Source organism: Streptomyces sp. NPDC048182 (genome assembly GCF_043202555.1).
Taxonomy (GTDB): Bacteria; Actinomycetota; Actinomycetes; order Streptomycetales; family Streptomycetaceae; genus Streptomyces.
The window spans coordinates 108,330-130,789 of sequence record NZ_JBIDAQ010000009.1 but is presented as its reverse complement, the minus strand read 5'-3'; the positions used below and the strand labels follow the sequence as shown (position 1 = coordinate 130,789).

Sequence of the window (22,460 nt, the reverse complement as noted above, 5' to 3'; positions counted from 1 at the left end):
CCGTCACCCGCCCCCGTACCCACCCTTTCGAGGACCCCCAGATGACCCGCGTGATCGCCGGCAAGGCCGGCGGACGTCGCCTGACCGTCCCGCCCGGCACCGGAACCCGCCCCACCTCCGACCGCGCGCGCGAGGGCCTCTTCTCCACCTGGCAGTCCCTCCTCGGCGGCCCGCTGGACGGCGAACGCGTCCTCGACCTCTACGCCGGCTCCGGCGCCGTCGGCCTGGAGGCGCTCTCCCGGGGCGCCGGCCACGTGCTGCTCGTGGAGGCCGACGCCCGGGCCGCCCGCACGGTCCGGGACAACGCCCGCGCCCTCGCCCTGCCCGGCGCCGAGGTCCGGGCCGGCAAGGCCGAGCAGGTCGTCCGCACGCCGGCCCCGGCACAGCCGTACGACCTGGTCTTCCTGGACCCCCCGTACGCCGTCACCGACGACGATCTTCGGGAGATCCTGCTCACACTCCGCGCCGGGGGCTGGCTCGCGCCCGAGGCCCTGGTCACCGTGGAGCGCAGCACCAGGGGCGGCGTCTTCGGCTGGCCGGACGGCTTCACCGCGTTGAAGTCCCGTCGCTACGGCGAGGGAACGTTTTGGTACGGTCACGCCGCCGCTACGTGCGAAGACGCACGATGACCGGACCGGAGAGCGAGGGATCACAAGTGCGCCGAGCCGTCTGTCCCGGGTCGTTCGACCCGATCACCAACGGACACCTCGACATCATCGCCCGCGCCTCCAGCCTCTACGACGAGGTCTACGTCGTCGCGATGATCAACGAGGCCAAGAAGGGCCTGTTCGCGATCGAGGACCGGATCAACCTGATCCAGCAGGTCACCGCCGAGTACGGCAACGTACGGGTGGAGTCCTTCCACGGCCTCCTGGTCGACTTCTGCAAGCAGCGCGAGATCCCCGCCATCGTCAAGGGCCTGCGCGCGGTCAGCGACTTCGACTACGAGCTGCAGATGGCCCAGATGAACAACGGCCTCTCCGGCGTGGAGACCCTCTTCATGCCCACCAACCCCACCTACAGCTTCCTGTCGTCGTCCCTGGTCAAGGAGGTCGCCACCTGGGGCGGCGATGTCTCCCACCTGGTGCCGCCGGTGGTCCTGAACGCCCTCACCGAGCGCCTGAAGCTGGGCTGACCGCCACCCCGTGCCACCCTGGGGCCGTACAGTCGTGCCGTCCGTCTCCAATACAGCTGTAGAGAGTGGCGAGCACACGGTGGACGTGCAGAACAAGCTCGACGAGATCGTCCGGACGGTCTCCGGCGCCCGCGCCATGCCCATGTCGGCCTCGTGCGTGGTCAACCGCGCCGAACTGCTCTCGCTCCTCGAGGACCTGCGCGCCGAGCTGCCCGGTTCCCTCGCCCAGGCCCAGGAGTTGATCGGCGACCGGGACCAGCTCGTCGCGCAGGCGCGGCAGGAGGCGGACCGGATCATCGAGGGCGCGCACGCCGAGCGCGGCACGCTCATCTCCGACACCGAGGTCGCCCGCCGCTCCCAGGCCGAGGCCGACCGGATCCTCACCGGGGCCCGCCAGGAGGCCGAGGAGGTCCGCGCCGAGGCCGACGACTACGTCGACTCCAAGCTGGCCAACTTCGAGGTCGTCCTCACCAAGACGCTCGGCTCCGTCGGCCGGGGCCGCGAGAAGCTCCTCGGCACAGGGCCGGGACTCGACGAGAACGGCTACGAGGACGAGGACGCCCCCGAGCGCAGCCAGGACCCCGCCACCCTGGTGCACAACGCCGACGCCTACGTGGACGCCAAGCTCGGCGCCTTCGAGGCGGTGCTCGCCAAGACCCTGGAGGCGGTCGGCCGGGGCCGGCAGAAGCTGCACGGCCGGATCGCCAGCGACGACCTCGGCGCCCTCGCCGACGACCTCAGCACCGTCCAGCACTCCAGCGACGCCGACTACCTCGCCGGCCTCGCCGCCCTCGCCGACGACCCGGCCCAGCAGACGGCTCCGCAGACGGCCCCGCAGTACGGCGAACGCCCCGGTTACGCCGAGCCGCAGCCCGAGCCGGCCCCGCCCGCCGCGCCCGAGGCCCCGCAGCCGGCCTACGCCGCCTACCAGCAGCAGCCCGACCCGTACGCCGGTTACCCGCAGGGCTACGACGACGGCCAGGGCGGCTACGGCTACCAGCAGACCGACCCGTACGCCTACGGCGGCTACGAGGCCGCCCAGCAGCCGGGCTACGACCCGGCCTACGACCCCCAGCAGGGCTACCCGGCGCCCCCGGAGCAGCCCCCGGTGCTTCCGCAGCAGCCGCAGCACCAGCCGCAGGCGCTGGACGAGACCAGCCTCTTCGACACCGGCATGATCAGCGCCGAGCAGCTGCGCGCGTACGAGCAGGGCCGGGGCCTGTAGGACGGCCCTCGGGGCCGGATTGGGCCGAAAGCGGATGGTCCAGTATCCTGGCTGTTCGGTCGCGCGTACGTCCGCGATCGACGCTGCCCGGGAAGCCCCGGGGCGGCACCCCCCAAGCCACGAAGACCGAAAGCAGGAACGGCTCTGAACGCGCGCCTCGACCACCGCGACCCTCTCGTGTTCGACACACACGAGCTGGGACGTCGGCCGGGTGCGCTCCGGCGCCTGACCCGCACGGTCGACGCTCCCCGGGACCTCGGGATCCAGGGCGTCATCGGTGTGCCGCTCGGCGCCCCGGTGGAACTGGACCTGCGCCTCGAGTCGGTGATGGAAGGGGTGCTCGTCACAGGGACCGCCCGTGCGCGGGCCGCGGGGGAGTGCGTAAGGTGTCTGGAGCCGCTGGAGCAGGAGCTCGAAGCGGACTTCCAGGAGTTGTTCTCGTACCCTGACGCCGACGACCGGGGCCGCCCCAGCGCGGAACCGGCCGACGACGCCGAGGAAGACGAGGACAGGCTCTTCGTCGAGGACGGACTGATCGGCCTCGAACCCGTGCTGCGCGATGCGGTGGTGCTCGCACTGCCGATGCAGCCGGTGTGCCGGGAGGACTGCCCGGGCCTGTGTTCCGAATGCGGAGCACGCCTGGCGGACGACCCGGACCACCACCACGACGCCGTCGACATCCGTTGGGCGGCACTGCAGGGACTCGCCGGTTCACTCGGAGACGGCGAGAAGGACGAGATGAGCGGCGCCGAAGCGGAAGCGGGCGTCGACGAGAAGCAGGAGAAGTAGCCGTGGCTGTTCCGAAGCGGAAGATGTCGCGCAGCAACACGCGCCACCGCCGGTCGCAGTGGAAGGCTGCGGTCCCCACCCTGGTTGCGTGCGAGCGCTGCCACGAGCCCAAGCAGCAGCACATCGCGTGCCCGTCTTGCGGCACCTACAACAAGCGCCAGGTCCTCGAGGTCTGAGCGGCCGGTGAGAGGCACTGTGTCCACGCCCAAGAAGCATTCAGCGGAGCACACGGCCTCGTCCCACACGCTTCTGGAAGGGCGGCTCGGCTACCAGGTCGAGTCCGCCCTTCTGGTGCGTGCGCTGACCCACCGTTCCTACGCGTACGAGAACGGCGGCCTGCCGACGAACGAGCGGCTGGAGTTCCTCGGTGACTCCGTCCTCGGCCTCGTCGTCACGGACACGCTGTACCGCATCCACCCCGACCTGCCCGAAGGCCAGCTGGCCAAGTTGCGGGCCGCGGTGGTCAACTCGCGCGCGCTGGCGGAGGTGGGCCGCGGGCTCGACCTCGGCTCCTTCATCCGGCTCGGCCGCGGTGAAGAGGGCACGGGCGGCCGGGACAAGGCGTCCATCCTCGCCGACACCCTGGAGGCCGTGATCGGCGCGGTCTATCTCGACCAGGGCCTCGACTCGGCGGGCGAGCTGGTGCACCGCCTGTTCGACCCGTTGATCGAGAAGTCCTCCAACCTCGGGGCCGGCCTCGACTGGAAGACCTCCCTCCAGGAGCTGACCGCGACCGAGGGGCTCGGCGTGCCCGAGTACCTGGTCACGGAGACCGGCCCGGACCACGAGAAGACCTTCACCGCTGCCGCCCGCGTCGGAGGCGTCTCGTACGGCACCGGCACCGGCCGCAGCAAGAAGGAGGCGGAGCAGCAGGCCGCGGAGTCCGCCTGGCGGGCCATCCGGGCCGCGGCGGACGAGCGCGCCAAGACGGCGACCCTCGAGAACGAGGCCGAGGCCGCCGAGGAGAGCACCGACGCCCCGTCGGCCTCCGCCTGATCCGCAGTACAGCAGCACACGGTCCGAGCGCCCGCCCCGTACCGGGGCGGGCGCTCGGCCTTTTCCTGACAGGGGGAGCCATGCCCGAGTTGCCCGAGGTCGAGGTCGTCCGGCGCGGTCTGGAGCGCTGGGTCGCCCACCGGACCGTCGCCGACGCCGAGGTGCTGCACCCCCGCGCGGTACGCCGCCACATCGCCGGCGGCCCTGACTTCGCCCAGCGCCTCGAGGGCCACCGGGTCGGCGTGCCCAGCCGCCGCGGCAAGTACCTGTGGCTGCCCCTGGACGACACCGACCAGGCGGTCCTCGCCCACCTCGGCATGAGCGGCCAGCTCCTCGTCCAGCCGCACGAGGCCCCGGCCGAGAAGCACCTGCGCGTCCGGGTCCGCTTCGCCGACGCCCTCGGCACCGAGCTGCGCTTCGTCGACCAGCGCACCTTCGGCGGCCTCTCCCTGCACCCCACCGGCCCCGACGGCCTGCCCGACGTCATCGCGCACATCGCCCGCGACCCGCTCGACCCGCTCTTCGACGACGCCGCCTTCCACCTGGCGCTGCGCCGCCGGCGCACCACGATCAAGCGGGCCCTGCTCGACCAGTCGCTGATCAGCGGCGTCGGCAACATCTACGCCGACGAGGCCCTGTGGCGCGCCCGCCTGCACTACGAGCGCCCCACGGCCACGCTGACCCGCCCCGCCACCACCGCGCTGCTCGGGCACGTCCGCGACGTGATGAACGCGGCCCTCTCCGTCGGCGGCACCAGCTTCGACAGCCTCTACGTCAACGTCAACGGCGAGTCCGGCTACTTCGACCGCTCCCTGGACGCCTACGGCCGCGAGGGCCTGCCCTGCCGCCGCTGCGGCACGCCGATGCGCCGCCGCCCGTGGATGAACCGCTCCAGCTACTACTGCCCCAAGTGCCAGCGTCCGCCGCGCCTGCCGGCGGGGTGACCCGGCCGGGGTGACGCGCGGGGGGTCACCCGCGCACGTGCAGCCCGAACCCGGTGCGGCCCGCGGGCTCCAGCCCCTCCTTGAGTTGCAGCGAGGGAAGCTCGTAGTCGCCGAAGTTCTGCCGCCGGAACGCGATCGGCTCGGTCGACTCCAGGGTGAGCAGGCGCTGTTCCCACGCCTTGGCGACGTCCGGGTACTCCTCGGCGGTGATCCGGTCGGTGCCGTAGAGCACGAACGGCGGCAGCACCTCGATGCCCGGGTAGTAGAGGATGCCGTGCTGGAAGGGGAACAGCAGGTCGTCGATGGGCCCGTTGATCCCGCGCGGCCCGTAGTGCGGCTCCGGGCCGCCGACGGTCACCGACAGCAGGGCCCGCCTGCCCGCCAGGGTGCCTTCGCCGTAGCGCTCGCCGTACTTGGTCTCGCTGTGCTCGCCGACGCCGTACGCGAATCGGTAGGTGAACACCCGGTCCACCCAGCCCTTGAGGATCGCGGGCATCGTGTACCACCACAGCGGGAACTGGAAGACGATCGTGTCGGCCCACAGCAGCTTCTCCTGCTCGGCCATGACGTCCGCGGTGAGCGTGCCCGCCCGGAAGGCGTGGCCCGAGTCCAGCGCGACCTTCAGCGGACTCGACGCCTCGGGGCCGTAGTCCGCCGCGTCCACGACGGCCTTCCAGTTCATCGCGTACAGATCGCTCACGCGCACCTCGTGCCCGGCGGCCTCCAGCGTCGACACGGCGAGGTCCTTCAGCGAGCCGTTGAGCGACTGCGGCTCGGGGTGGGCGTAGACGATGAGCGTCTTCATGGGAACTCCTTCGGATCGTCCGCCGGATCCTCCTTCGGACCGGATGCCATCGATCCTGGACGCCGTGGCGCCCGCCGTTCAGGGGCGCCGCTTCCGTCGGTCGGGACTTCCTGGTATCGGCAGGGCCACCTTCACCGGCCCCGGCGCGGCCGGCGGCGTGGCCATACTGGCGGCATGGACGATCTCGCGGGATTCCTGCGCACGCGACGTTCCCGGGTCGACCCGGGAGCCGTCGGCATACCCACCGACAGCCGGCGCCGGGTCGCGGGGCTGCGCCGCGAAGAGGTCGCGCACCTGTCCGGCGTCAGCGTCGACTACTACGTGCGCCTGGAGCAGGGCCGCGCGACCCAGCCCTCCGAGCAGGTCCTCGGCGCGCTCGCCCGCGTCCTCGGCCTGGACGACACCGAGCGCGAGCACCTCGACCGGCTGGCCCGGCAGCCCCGCCGCCGCGCCAAGGCACCGAGCGGGCGGCTCCGGCCGGAGCTGCTGCGCACCCTGGGCCTCATCTCCGACGCACCCGCGCTGATCATGAACCACCGCCTCGACGTGCTCGCCGGGAACCGCCTCGCCGAGCTGCTCTTCGGCCGGCCGATGCCGGGCCTGAACACCGCCCGGCACATCTTCCTGGCGGAGGCCGAGCGCGGCCTCTACGCGGACTGGGACTCCTGCACGCTCGACGCCGTCGGCCACCTGCGCCTGGCCACCGGCAAGTACCCCGACGACCCCCGCCTGGCCTCGCTCATCGGCGAACTGGCGATGGGCAGCGAGCGCTTCCGCCGGCTCTGGGCCCGCGCGGACGTGTGCGCCCGCACCCACGGGCGCAAGGCGTACCGGCACCCGCTGGTCGGGCTCCTGGAACTGCACCAGGAGAACTTCTCGCTGCCGGACCCGGCGGGCACGGAACTGCTGGTGCTGTCCGCCGCCCCCGGCACCCCCACCGAGGACGGGCTGCGCCTGCTCGCGAGCCTGGGCACGGAGGGTGACGCCGCGCCCCGTCCCGCGCTCGATCCCCGCTCGCGCTAACCGCGCGCGTCGTACCGCTCGCGGGAGGCCAGCACCTCGTCCATGCGCTCCTCCAGGCAGTCGATGAGCGCGGTCAGCCGCACGGCGACCGCGCGGCCGAGGGCGGTGAGTTCGTAGTCGACGCGGGGCGGGTTGGTGGGCTGGGCCTCGCGGTGCACCAGGCCGTCGCGCTCCAGCGCGTGCAGGGTCTGGGAGAGCATCTTCTCGCTGACCCCGTCGACCCGCCGCCGCAGCTCGTTGAACCGGAACGGCCCGTCGGACAGGGCCCCGAGGGTCAGCGCGCCCCAGCGGCCGGTGACGTGCTCCAGGGTGCCGCGCGAGGGGCAGGCCCGCGAGAACACGTCGTAGGGGAGGTCCTGCTCCTCCGTGCGCTCCTGCGGGATCGTCGACATGCGACCAGGGTACGGGGCCGCAGCCGTCAGTAGCCGAAGTCCTGGGTCCACCACGGGCCGCCGGTGCCGAAGTGGACGCCGACGCCCAGGGTGGTGAAGTCGCAGTTCAGGATGTTGGCGCGGTGGCCGGGGCTGTCCATCCAGGCGGCCATCACGGCCTGGGCGTCGGCCTGGCCGCGGGCTATGTTCTCGCCGCCCAGGCCGCTGATCCCGGCCGCGTCGGCCCGGTCCCAGGGGGTGGCGCCGCTGGGGTCGGTGTGGTCGAAGAAGCCCTGGGCGGCCATGGCGTCGCTGAAGTCCTCGGCCAGGTCCCGCAGGGCGCTGTTCGCGGCCACCGGACGGCAGCCGGCCTGCGCCCGCTCGTCGTTGACCAGCTTGACCACCTGCGCCTCGGCGGCGGCCTGCTCCGAGATGCCGGCGGGGGCGGTGGTGGCGGCGGGCGCGGGCGGTGCGGCCGGGCGCGAGGGGGTGGGGGTCGCCGTGGCCTCGGGCTCGCTGGTGCGTTCCTGTGGAGACCGCGCCTTCTTCGACGGCCGCTCGGCCGACCGCTCGGCCGACGGCTGGTCCGCGGACGGCGTCGTGGCCGGCGGCTTCGTCGTCGGGGCGGAGGGGGTGGGGGAGGCCGACGGCTCGCCGGGGGTGGTGGCCGCGGGGGAGTCGGGGGCCGAGGGTGCGGCCGGGTGGCCGGCGCCGGGGTCCACGGGTGTCTCGGCGTTGCCGGAGGTGCCGCCCAACTCGACCGGGGTGTTCGTCGCGGCGTCCGCCGACCGCACGTGGTCGTCGCTCTTGCCGGTGCCGCCCAGCCGGTAGTTGTCCAGGCCCGGCATCGCCCCGGTGGCCACCGCGACCGTGCCGAGCGCGACCGCTGCGGAGACGCCGAGCAGGCCGGCGCGGACCGGGCGGCCCCCACGCCTGCGGCGGCGGTGCGTCGACGCGCGCTGCGGGCCCTCGTCCGGAGTGAAGCCGCTGCTGGGGAAGGGCACCGTCCGGCCGGCCTCGGGCGGTCCGTCGCCGGCCGTGTCGTCGGAGGCGAACAGGTAGGCGTCGCTGCGGGCCCGGGCCTCGGCGTACGCCTCGGGGTTCAGGTAGGGCGCGATGCCCGGGGTGGGCGCGGCGGCGTCCGCCTCGGGGGCGGCCGGCGCGGCATGGTCCCGACCGGCCGAGCCGGCGGCGGAGCGTCGGTGGCGTCCCATGAGCTGGCCTTCCCTGCTGCTGATCCACGGTGCTGATCCGTGCTGATCCATGCGCAATCCACGCGAACCCACACGATCGAGTGAGTTTCATATGAGCTGCATTGGGTCGGGACGGTACCGCATGGCGCCTGGGGAGGATGTGTCCCGAGAGACATCGACTGGTTAGCTGGCACCCATGAGCGAGGATGCAAGGCTGGTCGCCTGGGTGCGCGGACAGGTCCAGGGCGTGGGTTTCCGCTGGTTCACGCGGGCCAGGGCGCTGGAGCTGGGTGGACTGAGTGGCTTTGCTCTCAATTTGTCCGACGGCCGGGTCCAGGTGGTCGCCGAGGGCCCGAAGGGGCGCTGCGAGGAGCTGCTCGCCTGGCTGCACGGCGACGACACGCCCGGGCGGGTGGACGGCGTCACCGAGATCTGGGACACACCGCGCGGCGGCTACGAGAGCTTCGCCATCCGCTGATCCGTGAGCGCCCGACCGCGCCCGGCGCCCGCGCGGAGGGACGGTGCGGGACCGGTCCTGACGGAGAACGAGCAGGTGGTTGCCAAGAACGCCGGGTCGTGGCAGGCTCCGCACCCAGAATGATCGCCGAACCCCCGCGGGGCCCGCGGGAGCCGTCGCGCCGCCGTTCACCGGCCGCGCGCGCCCGGGCCGCCGCCCGTACGGGGTGTGATCGTGTTGACCGTCAAACTTTTTGGTGAGACGCTGAAAGCCCCGCGCACCTTCGCTGTTTGGCATGGTTGAACGGCAGCCAGAACTCAAGAACGGCAGTCAGAACACAGGCGTGCCAGGCATCGCGGGTGCATCATCCCTCACGACCCACACCGCTTCGGTCGGTCACTCATTGTGGAGGACCATCCATCATGGCAAAGGCGCTTCTCGGTTACGTCGGCGGCTCCGACCCGCGACTCCTCGCCGAGATGCGACGGCTCCAGCAGCGCGTACAGGACCTGGAATCCGAGCTCGGACGGATCCAGGCGGAGAACGACGCGCTGGCGGCTGCCGCGTCTCACGAGAGGCTCATGGAGAGCATGCAGAGCAGCGTTGACGCACACCAGGCGGAGCCTGCGCTCACCTGACCCCAACCGCTCAGTTCTCAGAGTTGCAAGGGACGCTTCGGCGTCCCTTCCTTCTTTCCCCCTCTTCCTTCCCCCCGCTCCATCGTCTGAGATGCCCACCGCGTTCACCGGCGAAACCGCGCTGGTTCACCGGTTCATGGAGTGAGACAGCGGCGAGAGGTAGAGTCCGGCGGCGTGCACCTGAAGGCCCTGACCCTCCGCGGTTTCAAGTCGTTCGCCTCGGCCACCACGCTCCGGTTCGAGCCCGGCATCACCTGCGTGGTCGGCCCGAACGGCTCGGGCAAGTCCAATGTGGTGGACGCGCTCAGCTGGGTCATGGGCGAGCAGGGCGCCAAGTCGCTGCGCGGCGGCAAGATGGAGGACGTCATCTTCGCCGGCACCACCGGGCGACCGCCCCTTGGCCGGGCCGAGGTGTCGCTGACCATCGACAACTCCGACGGGGCGCTGCCCATCGAGTACGCCGAGGTCACCATCACGCGGATCATGTTCCGCAACGGCGGCAGCGAGTACCAGATCAACGGCGACACCTGCCGCCTCCTCGACATCCAGGAGCTGCTCTCCGACTCCGGCATCGGCCGCGAGATGCACGTCATCGTCGGCCAGGGCCGGCTCGACTCCGTCCTGCACGCCGACCCCACCGGCCGCCGCGCGTTCATCGAGGAGGCCGCCGGCGTCCTCAAGCACCGCAAGCGCAAGGAGAAGGCGCTGCGGAAGCTGGACGCGATGCAGGCCAACCTCGCGCGCGTGCAGGACCTCACCGACGAGCTGCGCCGCCAGCTCAAGCCGCTCGGCCGGCAGGCCGCCGTAGCCCGCCGGGCCGCCGTCATCCAGGCCGACCTGCGCGACGCCCGGCTGCGCCTGCTCGCCGACGACCTGGTCCGGCTGCGCGAGGCCCTCCAGGCGGAGATCGCCGACGAGGCCGCCCTCAAGGAGCGCATGGACGCCGCCGAGGCGGAGCTGGGCCGCGCCGTGCGCCGCGAGGCGGACCTGGAGGACGAGGTGCGTCGGCTCAGCCCGCGCCTCCAGCGCGCCCAGCAGACCTGGTACGAGCTGTCCCAGCTGGCCGAGCGGGTGCGCGGCACCGTCTCACTGGCCGACGCCCGCGTGACCAGCGCCACCGACGCGCCCCCCGAGGAGCGCCGGGGCCGCGACCCCGAGGACCTGGAGCGCGAGGCCGCCCGCGTCCGCGAGCAGGAGGCCGAACTCGAGGCCGCCCTGGAGGCCGCCCAGCGCGCCCTGGAGGACACCGCCGCGCACCGCGCCGACCTGGAGCGCGAGCTGGCCATGGAGGAGCGGCGCCTGAAGGACGCCGCCCGGGCCATCGCGGACCGCCGCGAGGGGCTCGCCCGGCTCAGCGGGCAGGTCGGCGCCGCCCGCTCGCGCGCCGCCTCGGCCCAGGCCGAGATCGAGCGCCTGGCCGCCGCCCGCGACGAGTCCCGGGAACGGGCCGCCGCCGCGCAGGAGGAGTACGAGACGCTCCAGGCCGAGGTCGACGGCCTTGACGCCGACGACCGCGACCTCGCCGAGGGCCACGAGGACGCCCGCCGGCGCCTGGCCGAGGCCGAGGCCGCGCTCGCCGCCGCCCGCGACGCGGCCACCGCCGCCGAGCGCGAGCGCGCCGCCACCCGGGCCCGCCACGACGCCCTCGCCACCGGGCTGCGCCGCAAGGACGGCACCGGCACCCTCCTGGAGGCCGGCGACCTGGCCGGCCTGATGGGCCCCGCCGCAGGGCTGCTCACGGTGACCCCCGGCTACGAGGTGCCGCTCGCCGCCGCCTTCGGCGCGGGTGCCGACGCCCTCGCGATGACCTCGCCGGGCGCCGCCGCCGACGCCCTGCGCCTGCTGCGCAAGCAGGACGCCGGCCGCGCCGCCCTGCTCCTGGCCGGCGCCGAGGACCCGGCCGACGCCCCGCACGAACCACACCCCGAGGGGGCGCCGTACGCCGCCGACCTGGTGCGCGGGCCCGCCGAGCTGATGCCCGCCGTGCGGAGGCTGCTGCGCGGGATCGTCGTCGTCGGCACCCTGGAGGACGCCGAGGCGCTCATCTACGCCCGCCCCGCGCTGACCGCCGTGACCGCCGACGGCGACCTGCTCGGCGCGCACCTCGCGGTGGGCGGGTCGGCCGGGGCGCCCAGCCTCATCGAGGTGCAGGCCGCCGTGGACCTGGCCGCCGCAGAGCTGGCCGAGCTGGAGGTGCGGTGCGCGGAGCTGGCCTCGGCGCAGGAGGCGGCGGGCGGGCGGCGCACGGCGGGCGCGGCGCTGGTGGAGGAGCTGGGGGAGCGGCGCCGGGCCGCCGACCGGGAGAAGTCGTCCGTCGCCCAGCAGCTCGGCCGGCTCGCCGGGCAGGCCAGGGGCGCCGCCGGGGAGGCCGAGCGGTCCGCCGCGGCGGCCGGGCGGGCCCAGGAGGCGCTGGACCAGGCCCTCATGGATGTGGAGGAGCTGGCCGAGCGGCTCGCCGTCGCCGAGGAGCTGCCGGTCGAGGAAGAGCCCGACACCGGCGCCCGCGACCGGCTCGCCGCCGACGGGGCCAACGCCCGGCAGACCGAGATGGAGGCCCGTCTCCAGGTCCGTACGCACGAGGAGCGGGTCAAGGGCCTGGCCGGCCGGGCCGACTCCCTGGACCGCGCCGCCCGCGCGGAACGCGAGGCACGCGCGCGTGCCGAGCAGCGCCGGGCCCGGCTGCGCCGCGAGGCCGCCGTCGCCGGGGCGGTCGCCTCCGGCGCCCGGCAACTGCTCGCGCACGTCGAGGTCTCCCTGGTCCGGGCCGGCGAGGAGCGCACCGCCGCCGAGGCCGCCAAGGCCCGCCGCGAGCAGGAGCTGACCGCCGCCCGCACCGCGGGGCGCGACCTCAAGGCCGAGCTGGACAAGCTGACGGACTCCGTGCACCGGGGCGAGGTGCTCGGCGCGGAGAAGCGGCTGCGGATCGAGCAGCTGGAGACGAAGGCCCTTGAGGAGCTGGGCGTCGAACCGGCGGGCCTCGCCGACGAGTACGGCCCCCACCAGCCGGTGCCGCCGTCCCCGCCCGCCGAGGGCGAGGAGCTGCCCGAGGACCCCGAGCACCCGCGCAACCGGCCCCGGCCCTTCGCGCGCGCCGAGCAGGAGAAGCGGCTGAAGGCGGCGGAACGCGCCTACCAGCAGCTCGGCAAGGTCAACCCGCTCGCCCTGGAGGAGTTCGCGGCCCTCGAGGAGCGGCACCAGTTCCTCGGCGAGCAGCTGGAGGACCTGAAGAAGACCCGCGCCGACCTGCTCCAGGTCGTCAAGGAGGTCGACGAGCGGGTCGAGCAGGTCTTCACCGAGGCATACCGGGACACCGCTCGCGAGTTCGAGGGCGTCTTCAGCCGGCTGTTCCCGGGCGGCGAGGGCCGCCTGGTGCTCACCGATCCCGACAACATGCTCACCACCGGCCTCGACGTCGAGGCCCGCCCGCCCGGCAAGAAGGTCAAGCGGCTCTCGCTGCTCTCCGGCGGGGAGCGGTCGCTGACCGCGGTGGCGCTGCTGGTGTCGATCTTCAAGGCGCGACCCAGCCCGTTCTATGTGATGGACGAAGTGGAGGCGGCGCTGGACGACACCAACCTCCAGCGGCTGATCCGGATCATGCAGGAGCTGCAGGAGGCATCGCAGCTGATCGTGATCACCCACCAGAAGCGGACCATGGAGGTCGCCGACGCGCTCTACGGAGTGTCGATGCAGGGCGACGGGGTGTCGAAGGTGATCAGTCAGCGCCTGCGCTAGAGATCGCTTCAAGTTGTGAACACAAGAGTCCGGCTAAGCGTCTGCTAAGTCACATCTCTGCGCCTATTGACTTCGTTACTTGAAGGCATAGTCTCGGCAACGTTGCTTTTACCTTCGAGTACCTACCTACCAGTGGCACCCGAAGGGCGAACCACCCGGCAGCGTTGCCGGAAGCCCGAGGAGTACACGTGGCCAGCACAGCGCAGGCACCCAGTTCCGGAGCCAGGACGGCTCATCCCGATCATCTCGGGCACGTCATCTTCATCGCCGCCGCGGCGGCGATGGGCGGTTTCCTCTTCGGCTACGACAGCTCCGTCATCAACGGCGCCGTCGAGGCCATCCGGGGCCGCTACGACATCGGCTCCGCCGCGCTGGCCCAGGTCATCGCCGTCGCGCTGATCGGCTGCGCCATCGGTGCCGCGACCGCGGGCCGGATCGCCGACCGCATCGGCCGCATCCGCTGCATGCAGATCGCCGCCGTGCTCTTCACCATCAGCGCCGTCGGCTCCGCGCTGCCCTTCGCGCTGTGGGACCTGGCCTTCTGGCGCATCGTCGGCGGCTTCGCCATCGGCATGGCCTCGGTGATCGGCCCGGCCTACATAGCCGAGGTCGCCCCGCCCGCCTACCGCGGCCGGCTCGGCTCCTTCCAGCAGGCCGCGATCGTCGTCGGCATCGCGGTGTCGCAGCTGGTCAACTGGGGCCTGCTGAACGCCGCCGGCGGCGACCAGCGCGGCAAGATCATGGGCCTGGAGGCCTGGCAGGTCATGCTCGGCGTGATGGTCGTCCCGGCCGTCCTCTACGGCCTGCTGTCCCTTGCCATCCCCGAGTCGCCGCGCTTCCTCATCTCGGTCGGCAAGCGCGACCGCGCCCGCGCGATCCTCGAGGAGGTCGAGGGCAAGAGCGTCGACCTGGACGCGCGCGTCACCGAGATCGAGACGGCCATGCGCAGCGAGCACAAGTCCGCCTTCAAGGACCTGCTCGGCGGCGGCTTCTTCTTCAAGCCGATCGTCTGGATCGGCATCGGCCTCTCGGTCTTCCAGCAGTTCGTCGGCATCAACGTCGCGTTCTACTACTCCTCGACGCTGTGGCAGTCGGTCGGCGTCGACCCGTCGGACTCCTTCCTGTACTCCTTCACGACGTCGATCATCAACATCATCGGCACCGTGATCGCGATGATCTTCGTGGACCGCATCGGCCGCAAGCCGCTCGCGATCATCGGCTCGGTCGGCATGGTGATCGGCCTCGCGCTGGAGGCGTGGGCCTTCTCCTACGACCTGGTCGGCGGCAAGCTGCCGGAGACGCAGGGCTGGATCGCGCTGATCGCCGCCCACGTCTTCGTGCTCTTCTTCGCGCTGTCGTGGGGCGTGGTCGTCTGGGTCATGCTCGGCGAGATGTTCCCCAACCGGCTCCGCGCCGCCGCGCTCGGCGTCGCCGCCTCCGCGCAGTGGATCGCCAACTGGGCCATCACCGCGAGCTTCCCGTCGCTGGCCGACTGGAACCTGTCGCTGACGTACGTGATCTACACGGTGTTCGCGGCGCTCTCCATCCCCTTCGTCCTTCGGTTCGTGAAGGAGACGAAGGGCAAGGCCCTGGAGGAGATGGGCTGACCGCCCCCTCCCGGCCCCTCGTGCCGAGGGGAGGAGCCATCCCCCCCCCGCTGCCCCTCCCCTCCCCTCCACCCCGCCACCGCCCCGTCCGGCCACTGCCCGGACGGGGCGGTGGTGTGTCAGGGCTGGTCAGGGGAGGTCGGCCTCGATCCGGTCGAGATGGGCGGCGAGGATCTCCTCGAAGGCGGCGCCGCGGTCCGCGCCGAGGGGGCGGATGTCGCGGGCGAAGTGCGCCAGGGCCGGGAAGCGCTCCGGGTCGGCGCCGAGCACCGCGACGCGGAACTGCTCCATGCCCTGCTCGTACTCGGCCGGGGTGACGGTGCCGACCCCGGCGTCGGAGGCGATCAGCGCGACGATGAGGATCACGATGCGGTGGTAGCGCGCCGGGATCTCCTCGTCGGGCAGTCCGGAGGCGCGCAGGGCCTGCAGCAGCTCCTCCATGAGCAGCCGGGACCCGGTGCCACCCGACCCGTACCGCCCCCACACCGCGGCGAGCTGGTGCTGCTCGCCGAAGGCGTCCCGCACCCGCAGGGCCAGGGCGGTGACGCGCTGCTTCCAGTCGCCCCCGGGCCGGTAGCCGTCCGTGGCGCCCAGCAGGATCCGGTCGGCGACCGCGCGCAGCAGCTCGGTCTTGTTGCGGAAGTGCCGGTAGAGGCTGGAGGAGTCGGTCCCGAGCGCGGCGGCGAGCTTGCGCAGGCTGAACGACTCGGCGTCGCTCGTGCGCAGCAGCTCCGCCGCGGTGTCCAGGATCTCCTCGGTCGTCCACCGCCGTCGGCCGGTCATCTCGCCCCTCTCGTCCGGATCCCACCGTAGCTCATGCGCTTGACGTTGCACGCGGTGCGTGCATCAATGGGCGCATGGACGAGACCAGGAACGCAGCCACCAGCGCGACCCCGTTCGCCACGCGACCGCCGGAGCCGGACTACTCGGTGCTCACGGCCGAGGAACTGCGCCGCTACCGTGACGCGGAGAACCGCTTCCGGGCCTCCGCGGAGGCCCGCACGGTTCTCGGAGAGCCGGACGCCGGCGCCACCGTCGCATGGCAGCGGATCGCGCTGCCCGGCCGCGACCTGCCGGTCCGTGTCCACCGGCCGGCCTCCGCGGGAGGCGACCGGGACGGCCTGCCCCTCGTGGTGCACGTCCACGGCGGGGGATTCGTGGGCACGGCCGTGCAGTGCGACTGGACCACCAGCCACCTCGCGGCCCGTCTCCCCGCCCTCGTCGTCTCCGTCGAACACCGGCTCCTCGCCCCCGACAGCCCGCTCGCCGACGCCGCCGACGACGGCTGGGAGGTGCTCCGGCACGTCGTGGACCACGCGGAGCGGTGGGGCGTCGACCCGGGGCGCGTGGCCGTCTTCGGGGAGAGCTGCGGGGCGCTGATCAGCGCGCTGACGGCCCTGCGGGCCAGGGAGGCGGGCCTGGAGCTGAGGGCGCAGGTGCTGGTCAACCCCGCGGTCGACGTGACGGAGACGATGCTCGACCATCCGTCGGTCGCCGAGTACGCCCACCATCCGACCCCGGCCCTGCCGCTGCTGCGGTTCGTGCGGCAACTCGCCGTCCCGCCGGGGGCCGACGCCCGCGCGGTCTCGCCGCTCTACGCGGACGACCTGGGCGGGCTCGCCCCGGCGCTCGTGGTGGTGCCCACCCGGGACGCGCTCGCCGACCACGGCCGCCGCTACGCCGAGCGCTTGCGTGCGGCCGGGACCTTCGCGCGGCTCAGCGAGTACCCGGGGGCACCGCACGCCTTCCTCACCCTGCCGGGCCTGGAACCGCAGGCCGGGGCCGCCAGGGCGGAGATCCTCGCGTTCCTGCGCCCGGCTCTCGCGTAGAGGACTCGATCTCGGGCCGCCCCGCCCCGGCCGCCCGGCGTCAGGGCGCCGTCGTCTCCCGCCGTGCGGCCGGGCGGGCGGCCCGACCCGCCGCGCCCGGCGCCGTCGGCTTGGGCAGGGCGAGGTACAGCAGGCCCGAGACGACCACCGTGGCGACCCAGCCGAGCCCGTACTCGCCGACGACGTTGTTCGCGGCGAGCGGCCCGGTGAACCAGTCCGACGTGGTGAAGAGCAGCCCCGCGACCAGTCCCACCGCCCACGCGGCCACCGCGGCGGGGGAGAAGCCGCCCCGATACCAGTACGCGCTGCCGCGCCCGGTGTCGGCCAGCGCCGCGCCGTCGTACTCCCGGCCGCGCAGCAGGTCCGCGCCGAAGACGCCGACCCACGCCGAGAAGGCGACCGCGAGCAGGGAGAGGAAGGCGATGAAGGAGCCCATGAAGCTCGTCGCCACCAGCATCAGCACCCCGCCGAAGGCCAGCGAGATGACGGCGTTCACCGACACCGCCCAGTGCCGCGGGACCCGGAAGCCGAGGGTCTGCGCGGTGAAGCCGGCCGAGTACATCGACATGGAGTTGATCAGCAGCATGCCGATCAGCGCGATGAGCAGGTACGGCACCGCGATCCAGGTCGGCAGGATCTCGCCCAGGAAGGAGACCGGGTCGGCGGCGGAGGCCAGGTCCGGCGTCGAAACGGCCATGACCATGCCCATCAGGACCATCGGCAGCACCACGATGCCGGCGCCGCCGATCGTCACGCCCACGATGCCCTTCGAGGACGCCGTGCGCGGCAGGTAGCGGGTGAAGTCCGGCGCGGACGGGATCCAGCTCACGCCGCCCGCCGCGATCAGCCCGATGCCCGTGATCACCGAGGCCGGCGACCCGGCCGGACGGTCGAACACCGCCGACCAGTCGGTGCCCACGACCAGGTAGCCGAGGACCAGCAGCGAGAAGGCGCCGAACAGGTAGGCCGCGTACGTGTTGCACTTCTGCACGGCGTTGATGCCGAGCCCCGAGATGGCGAAGGTGCCGACCACGAAGACCAGCAGCGTCACCAGGTCCAGGACGCTGTTCGCCTCGATGCCGAAGACGATGTCCAGCACCGTGAGCAGCGCGTACGCGCCGGTCACCGCGTTGATCGTCTCCCAGCCCCAGCGGGCCACCCAGATCAGCGACCCCGGCAGCAGATTGCCCCGCTGCCCGAAGACCGCCCGGGACAGCGCCATGCCGGGCGCCCCGCCGCGCTTGCCGGCGATGCCGACCAGCCCCACCAGTCCGTACGACAGCACGGGCGCCGCGGCGGCCACGACCAGCGCCTGCCAGAAGCTCAGCCCGTAGGCCACGGCCAGGCTCGCGCCCATGGTGAGCAGCAGCACGCTGATGTTGGCGCCGACCCAGGTCGGGAAGAGGCCGCGGACCCGCGCGGTGCGCTCGTGGTCGGGCACCTGCTCGATGCCCCGGGTCTCCAGGGCGCCTTCGGCCTCGGCGGTCTTGCTCATGTGGGGGGTCCGTGCCTCGTTCGTGGGGGGTGGGGCGATGAGGGGACTCTACGCGCGTTGATGGAATCGATTCCATCGTACGTTGACCCAACTCCACCCCTCCAGCGGCCTTTGTCCCTCGGAGGAAGCGACAAGCGGGGCGCCCGCCGGGCCATGGCCGATACTGGACGGGTTATGGAAATCGTCATCCTTGCTGTAGTCATCGCCGTGGTCGTGATCGGCGCGCTCAGCGGACTGGTCGTCGGTACCCGCCGCAAGAAGCAGGTGCCGCCCCCGCCGCCCGCCGCGCCCGACCTCACCGCCCCTCCGGCCGAGCCGCACGTCGGCGACGAGGCCGAGACACCGCGCGACGAAACGCGCCGCACGATAGAGGAGGTCGACCTCCCGGACGGCGGCACCGCGCCCGTCTCCGTCGAGGAGCCGCCCGTCGTCGAAGAGCTCGAGATCCCGCAGGTCGAGGTCCCCGAGCCCACCGCCGGCCGGCTGGTCCGGCTCCGCACCCGCCTCTCCCGCTCGCAGAACGCCCTGGGCAAGGGCCTGCTCACCCTGCTCTCGCGGGAGCACCTCGACGAGGAGACCTGGGAGGAGGTCGAGGACACGCTGCTCACCGCCGACGTCGGCGTGCGGCCCACCCAGGAGCTGGTGGAGCGGCTGCGTGAGCGCGTGAAGGTGCTCGGCACCCGCACCCCCGCCGAGCTGCGCACCCTGCTCCGCGAGGAACTGATCACCCTGGTCGGGCCCGACCTGGACCGGGAGGTGAAGACCGAACCGCCCGGCGGCGGCCCCGGCATCGTGATGGTCGTCGGCGTCAACGGCACCGGCAAGACCACCACCACCGGCAAGCTCGCCCGGGTGCTGATCGCCGACGGCCGCAGCGTCGTCCTCGGCGCCGCCGACACCTTCCGCGCCGCCGCCGCCGACCAGCTCCAGACCTGGGGCGAGCGCGTCGGCGCGCACACCGTGCGCGGTCCCGAGGCCGGGGACCCCGCCTCGGTGGCCTTCGACGCGGTCAAGGAGGCCAAGGAGATCGGCTCCGACGTCGTCCTCATCGACACCGCGGGCCGCCTGCACACCAAGACCGGCCTGATGGACGAGCTGGGCAAGGTCAAGCGCGTGGTGGAGAAGCACGCCCCGCTGGACGAGGTGCTGCTCGTGCTCGACGCCACCACCGGCCAGAACGGCCTCATCCAGGCCCGGGTCTTCGCCGAGGTCGTCGACATCACCGGCATCGTGCTGACCAAGCTGGACGGCACCGCCAAGGGCGGCATCGTCGTCGCCGTCCAGCGCGAGCTGGGCGTGCCGGTCAAGCTGATCGGGCTCGGCGAGGGCGCGGACGACCTGGCGCCCTTCGAGCCGGCCGCCTTCGTGGACGCGCTCATCGGCGAGTGACGCCCACGCCTCATCCGCACCAGCACCTGAGCGCGTACGAAAGGCGCCCGCCCTCGACATCCGAGGGCGGGCGCCTTTCGTCCTGCTTCCCGTGGGGGGTCTCTCCGGGGCGGGCGCTACGCCCGCGACCGGTGCGCCACGTACGCCAGCGTGCCCAGCAGCAGCCGGGCGGCCGGCGGGCGGGCCGCCGAGTCGAAGGCCGGCGGGCGCAGCCAGCGCACCGGGCCGAGGCCGCCGCGGTCGGAGGGCGGGGCGGTGATGTGCGTGCCCGGGCCGAGGGCGGCGAGGTCCAGGGCCGCCGGGTCGTCCCAGCCCATGCGGTAGAGCAGCGCGGGCAGCTCGGCGGCGGCGCCCGGGGCGACGAAGAACTGGGCGCGGCCGTCCGGCGTCGCGGTGACCGGGCCCAGCGGCAGGCCCATCCGCTCCAAGCGGGCCAGCGCCCGGCGCCCGGCGGGCTCGGCCACCTCCAGGACCTCGAAGCGCCGCCCGACCGGCAGCATCACCGCGGCGCCCGGGAACGCGCCCCACGCCTCGCCGGCCTCGTCAAGGGTGGCGCCGGCCGGCACCTCGGGGGCGAAGCCCAGCGGATGCGCGCCCGGCGCCGGGCAGTCGGACCGGCCGCAGGAGCAGGCGCCGGCCGCCGCCCGCGCGCCCGGGACCACGTCCCAGCCCCACAGTCCGGTGAACTCGGCGACCACCGTGCGCTCCGAGGCGCGTCCGCGGCGGCGCGCGCCGGACCAGGGGTCGCGCACCGCGCGACTGCTGCCGATGCCGATCGTGAAGCCCATGCCCCCTCCAACGGGTCCGGCGCGGTGACGGTTACGCAGCGGACGTGACGCGTGACGCTCTGTTGTCGACTGCCCGGATGCCGTGCGCTTCAGGCGGCGCATCGAAGTGCGGCGGGTGGTGCGCGCCGCGCCGCACGCTCCCGCGCACACCGTTGCGCCGACGCCCGATCGGCGCATGTCAAGTGAATCGCGCGGACGCCACCGGGAGTTCATTCGAAGGGGTGGCGAATGGTGGCGTTTGAGGGATCGCCATGGCTGGGCGGGTGATCGTAGGATTACTTTGTGTGCACGGTACTCGATGGCACATGCCAGCTCTGGTATGCCGGGGACAATCCGGCTCTCCGTTCGATGGGTGGCAAACGCCGGACGGGGGGCGGCACGCACCGGCATGCTGATAGGGCTGGGCGCACTCGGCGACAGAGAGTCCGAAGGGAATGGGGGCGTGACCGTGAGCGGCAACGGTGGAGGCGGCACGGGTGCCGACAAGCGTCCCAACGAGCTGCTCACCTCGTGGTTCGCGCGCAGCGGCTGGTCCAAGGGCGAGCTGGCCCGGCAGGTCAACCGCCGGGCGCGCCAGCTCGGCGCCCACCACGTCTCCACGGACACCTCCCGGGTGCGCCGCTGGCTCGACGGCGAGAACCCGCGCGAGCCCATCCCGCGGATCCTGTCCGAGCTGTTCTCCGAGCGCTTCGGCGTCGTCGTCTCGGTGGAGGACCTCGGCCTGCGCAGCAGCCGCCCCTCGCCTTCCGCGACCGGCGTCGACCTGCCGTGGACCGGCCCGCAGACCGTCGCCCTGCTCAGCGAGTTCTCCCGCAGCGACCTGATGCTGGCCCGGCGCGGCTTCCTCGGCAGCGCGCTGGCCCTCTCGGCCGGGCCGGCCCTGATCGAGCCCATGCAGCGCTGGCTCGTCCCGACGCCCGGCGGCGACCGGGCGGCCCCGGAGGACACGTCGGCCGGCGGCCCGCGCGGCCGGCTCTCCGGGCCTGAGCTGGAGCTGCTCGAGTCCACCGCCGTGATGTTCCGCCGCTGGGACGCCCAGTGCGGCGGCGGCCTGCGCCGCAAGGCGGTCGTCGGCCAGCTGCACGAGGTCACCGACCTGCTCCAGGAACCCCAGCCGGAGGCCACCCGCGCCAAGCTGTTCAAGGTCGCCGGCGAGCTGGCCGAACTGGCCGGCTGGATGTCGTACGACGTGGGGCTCCAGCCCACCGCCCAGAAGTACTTCGTCCTCGCGCTGCACGCCGCCAAGGAGGCCGGCGACCGGCCCCTCGGCTCGTACATCCTCTCCAGCATGAGCCGCCAGATGATCCACCTCGGCCGGCCCGACGACGCCCTGGAGCTGATCCACCTCGCGCAGTACGGCAGCCGGGACTGCGCGAGCCCCCGCACCCAGTCGATGCTGTATGCGATGGAGGCCCGGGCCTACGCCAACATGGGCCAGCCCGGGCGCACCAAGCGCGCGGTGCGCATGGCCGAGGACACCTTCACCGACGCCGCCGACTGGGACGAGCCCGAGCCCGACTGGATCCGCTTCTTCTCCGAGGCCGAGCTGTACGGGGAGAACAGCCACTCCTTCCGCGACCTCGCCTACGTGGCCGGTCGCAGCCCCGCCTACGCCTCGCTCGCCGAGCCCCTGATGCGGCGGGCCGTCGAGCTGTTCGCCGGCGACGACGAGCACCAGCGCTCCTACGCCCTCAACCTGGTCGGCATGGCCACCGTGCACCTGCTGCGGCGCGAGCCCGAGGCGAGCACCTCCCTGGTGACCGAGGCCATGGGCATAGCCAAGAAGGTCCGGTCGGAACGGGTCAACACCCGCATCCGCAAGACCGTCGACACGGCCGTACGCGATTTCGGCGGGCTCGGCGAGGTCGTCGACCTCACCGAACGCCTCGCGGCCGAACTGCCGGAGACCGCCGAGGCGGTCTGACCCCCACAAGCCCCGGCCGCGGCCGGCCCTCCCGAACTGCCCGACTCGGCTCCCCCATGCCAGGTCACTCGGAGGGTCTGCCGCGGTCGGCCCAATCGGCCCACCGGTCGCGCCACGGCG

Annotated in this window: 21 protein-coding genes; 15 read left to right on the top strand and 6 right to left on the bottom strand. The window is 73.1% G+C overall.

Going from position 1 to position 22,460, the window contains the following annotated elements; translation table 11 throughout:
• Positions 1-41: 41 nt before the first annotated feature.
• The 7 genes from rsmD (at position 42) to mutM (ending at position 5,089) form a co-directional block, all read left to right on the top strand.
• The gene (gene rsmD / locus ACGFZL_RS19300; protein ID WP_355175285.1) at positions 42-629 is read left to right on the top strand and encodes a 16S rRNA (guanine(966)-N(2))-methyltransferase RsmD; all 588 of its coding nucleotides are present in this window, start codon (positions 42-44) and stop codon (positions 627-629) included.
• 26 nt (positions 630-655) lie between these two features.
• Entirely contained in the window at positions 656-1,135 is a 480-nt protein-coding gene (gene coaD, locus ACGFZL_RS19295; RefSeq protein ID WP_355175361.1) for a pantetheine-phosphate adenylyltransferase, read from the top strand.
• A 79-nt stretch (positions 1,136-1,214) separates the two neighbouring features.
• Positions 1,215-2,360: an ATP synthase F0 subunit B gene (locus ACGFZL_RS19290; RefSeq protein WP_393693128.1), complete on the top strand. Its 1,146-nt coding sequence runs from the start codon at positions 1,215-1,217 to the stop codon at positions 2,358-2,360.
• Positions 2,361-2,504: 144 nt separating this feature from the next.
• The gene (locus ACGFZL_RS19285) at positions 2,505-3,149 is read left to right on the top strand and encodes a YceD family protein (RefSeq protein ID WP_355175359.1); all 645 of its coding nucleotides are present in this window, start codon (positions 2,505-2,507) and stop codon (positions 3,147-3,149) included.
• A 2-nt stretch (positions 3,150-3,151) separates the two neighbouring features.
• Complete coding sequence (gene rpmF / locus ACGFZL_RS19280) at positions 3,152-3,325, top strand: 50S ribosomal protein L32 (protein WP_003951102.1); 174 nt, start codon at positions 3,152-3,154, stop codon at positions 3,323-3,325.
• A gap of 19 nt (positions 3,326-3,344) precedes the next feature.
• Positions 3,345-4,145: a ribonuclease III gene (rnc, locus tag ACGFZL_RS19275; RefSeq protein WP_355175281.1), complete on the top strand. Its 801-nt coding sequence runs from the start codon at positions 3,345-3,347 to the stop codon at positions 4,143-4,145.
• Positions 4,146-4,225: 80 nt separating this feature from the next.
• Positions 4,226-5,089: a bifunctional DNA-formamidopyrimidine glycosylase/DNA-(apurinic or apyrimidinic site) lyase gene (mutM, locus tag ACGFZL_RS19270; protein WP_393693126.1), complete on the top strand. Its 864-nt coding sequence runs from the start codon at positions 4,226-4,228 to the stop codon at positions 5,087-5,089.
• Between the two features lie 25 nt (positions 5,090-5,114).
• On the opposite strand, the gene ACGFZL_RS19265 is transcribed toward mutM, so the two are convergent.
• Positions 5,115-5,894: an NAD(P)H-dependent oxidoreductase gene (locus ACGFZL_RS19265; RefSeq protein WP_393693124.1), complete on the bottom strand. Its 780-nt coding sequence runs from the start codon at positions 5,892-5,894 to the stop codon at positions 5,115-5,117.
• Between the two features lie 174 nt (positions 5,895-6,068).
• Here ACGFZL_RS19265 and ACGFZL_RS19260 point away from each other — a divergent pair, with 174 nt between their 5' ends.
• A complete protein-coding gene (locus tag ACGFZL_RS19260) occupies positions 6,069-6,917 on the top strand; it encodes a helix-turn-helix transcriptional regulator (protein WP_393693122.1) in 849 nt (282 codons plus the stop codon).
• On the opposite strand, the gene ACGFZL_RS19255 is transcribed toward ACGFZL_RS19260, so the two are convergent.
• A complete protein-coding gene (locus ACGFZL_RS19255; RefSeq protein WP_393693120.1) occupies positions 6,914-7,309 on the bottom strand; it encodes a winged helix-turn-helix transcriptional regulator in 396 nt (131 codons plus the stop codon). The genes ACGFZL_RS19260 and ACGFZL_RS19255 overlap by 4 nt on opposite strands.
• Positions 7,310-7,335: 26 nt before the next feature.
• Positions 7,336-8,502, bottom strand: a complete 1,167-nt coding sequence (locus ACGFZL_RS19250) for a CAP domain-containing protein (RefSeq protein WP_393693118.1) — start codon at positions 8,500-8,502, stop codon at positions 7,336-7,338.
• Between the two features lie 175 nt (positions 8,503-8,677).
• Here ACGFZL_RS19250 and ACGFZL_RS19245 point away from each other — a divergent pair, with 175 nt between their 5' ends.
• The 4 genes from ACGFZL_RS19245 to ACGFZL_RS19230 all read left to right on the top strand — a co-directional run bounded on the left by ACGFZL_RS19245 (position 8,678) and on the right by ACGFZL_RS19230 (position 14,915).
• On the top strand, positions 8,678-8,959 hold the full coding sequence (locus tag ACGFZL_RS19245; protein ID WP_355175269.1) for an acylphosphatase: 282 nt from the start codon (positions 8,678-8,680) through the stop codon (positions 8,957-8,959).
• 401 nt (positions 8,960-9,360) lie between these two features.
• Positions 9,361-9,576, top strand: a complete 216-nt coding sequence (locus ACGFZL_RS19240) for a hypothetical protein (RefSeq protein ID WP_355175267.1) — start codon at positions 9,361-9,363, stop codon at positions 9,574-9,576.
• Between the two features lie 174 nt (positions 9,577-9,750).
• Positions 9,751-13,308 (top strand): chromosome segregation protein SMC, encoded by a 3,558-nt coding sequence (smc, locus tag ACGFZL_RS19235; RefSeq protein ID WP_393693115.1) that lies wholly within the window; start codon positions 9,751-9,753, stop codon positions 13,306-13,308.
• A 188-nt stretch (positions 13,309-13,496) separates the two neighbouring features.
• Positions 13,497-14,915, top strand: a complete 1,419-nt coding sequence (locus ACGFZL_RS19230) for a sugar porter family MFS transporter (protein WP_393693113.1) — start codon at positions 13,497-13,499, stop codon at positions 14,913-14,915.
• A gap of 129 nt (positions 14,916-15,044) precedes the next feature.
• Here ACGFZL_RS19230 and ACGFZL_RS19225 read toward each other — a convergent pair whose 3' ends face one another.
• Entirely contained in the window at positions 15,045-15,698 is a 654-nt protein-coding gene (locus tag ACGFZL_RS19225) for a TetR/AcrR family transcriptional regulator (RefSeq protein ID WP_393693111.1), read from the bottom strand.
• Between the two features lie 74 nt (positions 15,699-15,772).
• Between ACGFZL_RS19225 and ACGFZL_RS19220 the strand changes: the two genes are divergently transcribed.
• Positions 15,773-16,744, top strand: coding sequence for an alpha/beta hydrolase (locus ACGFZL_RS19220; protein WP_393693109.1), 972 nt, complete (start codon positions 15,773-15,775; stop codon positions 16,742-16,744).
• A 40-nt stretch (positions 16,745-16,784) separates the two neighbouring features.
• Here ACGFZL_RS19220 and ACGFZL_RS19215 read toward each other — a convergent pair whose 3' ends face one another.
• Positions 16,785-18,239: a cytosine permease gene (locus ACGFZL_RS19215; protein WP_393693107.1), complete on the bottom strand. Its 1,455-nt coding sequence runs from the start codon at positions 18,237-18,239 to the stop codon at positions 16,785-16,787.
• A gap of 174 nt (positions 18,240-18,413) precedes the next feature.
• Here ACGFZL_RS19215 and ftsY point away from each other — a divergent pair, with 174 nt between their 5' ends.
• Entirely contained in the window at positions 18,414-19,628 is a 1,215-nt protein-coding gene (ftsY, locus tag ACGFZL_RS19210; protein ID WP_393693105.1) for a signal recognition particle-docking protein FtsY, read from the top strand.
• Between the two features lie 116 nt (positions 19,629-19,744).
• Here ftsY and ACGFZL_RS19205 read toward each other — a convergent pair whose 3' ends face one another.
• Positions 19,745-20,416: a bifunctional DNA primase/polymerase gene (locus ACGFZL_RS19205; protein ID WP_355175253.1), complete on the bottom strand. Its 672-nt coding sequence runs from the start codon at positions 20,414-20,416 to the stop codon at positions 19,745-19,747.
• Positions 20,417-20,864: 448 nt separating this feature from the next.
• Between ACGFZL_RS19205 and ACGFZL_RS19200 the strand changes: the two genes are divergently transcribed.
• On the top strand, positions 20,865-22,340 hold the full coding sequence (locus tag ACGFZL_RS19200; RefSeq protein WP_393693344.1) for a hypothetical protein: 1,476 nt from the start codon (positions 20,865-20,867) through the stop codon (positions 22,338-22,340).
• The last annotated feature ends 120 nt before the right edge of the window (positions 22,341-22,460 follow it).

Excerpts from the sequence above, each read along its gene's own strand:
- ACGFZL_RS19265 (WP_393693124.1), bottom strand. The coding sequence starts at position 5,894 with ATGAAGACGCTCATCGTCTACGCCCACCCCGAGCCGCAGTCGCTCAAC.
- rsmD (WP_355175285.1), top strand. The coding sequence starts at position 42 with ATGACCCGCGTGATCGCCGGCAAGGCCGGCGGACGTCGCCTGACCGTC.
- ACGFZL_RS19245 (WP_355175269.1), top strand. The coding sequence starts at position 8,678 with ATGAGCGAGGATGCAAGGCTGGTCGCCTGGGTGCGCGGACAGGTCCAG.
- ftsY (WP_393693105.1), top strand. The coding sequence starts at position 18,414 with ATGGAAATCGTCATCCTTGCTGTAGTCATCGCCGTGGTCGTGATCGGC.
- ACGFZL_RS19205 (WP_355175253.1), bottom strand. The coding sequence starts at position 20,416 with ATGGGCTTCACGATCGGCATCGGCAGCAGTCGCGCGGTGCGCGACCCC.
- ACGFZL_RS19255 (WP_393693120.1), bottom strand. The coding sequence starts at position 7,309 with ATGTCGACGATCCCGCAGGAGCGCACGGAGGAGCAGGACCTCCCCTAC.
- ACGFZL_RS19225 (WP_393693111.1), bottom strand. The coding sequence starts at position 15,698 with ATGACCGGCCGACGGCGGTGGACGACCGAGGAGATCCTGGACACCGCG.
- mutM (WP_393693126.1), top strand. The coding sequence starts at position 4,226 with ATGCCCGAGTTGCCCGAGGTCGAGGTCGTCCGGCGCGGTCTGGAGCGC.
- ACGFZL_RS19250 (WP_393693118.1), bottom strand. The coding sequence starts at position 8,502 with ATGGGACGCCACCGACGCTCCGCCGCCGGCTCGGCCGGTCGGGACCAT.
- ACGFZL_RS19220 (WP_393693109.1), top strand. The coding sequence starts at position 15,773 with ATGGACGAGACCAGGAACGCAGCCACCAGCGCGACCCCGTTCGCCACG.
- ACGFZL_RS19240 (WP_355175267.1), top strand. The coding sequence starts at position 9,361 with ATGGCAAAGGCGCTTCTCGGTTACGTCGGCGGCTCCGACCCGCGACTC.
- ACGFZL_RS19260 (WP_393693122.1), top strand. The coding sequence starts at position 6,069 with ATGGACGATCTCGCGGGATTCCTGCGCACGCGACGTTCCCGGGTCGAC.
- ACGFZL_RS19215 (WP_393693107.1), bottom strand. The coding sequence starts at position 18,239 with ATGAGCAAGACCGCCGAGGCCGAAGGCGCCCTGGAGACCCGGGGCATC.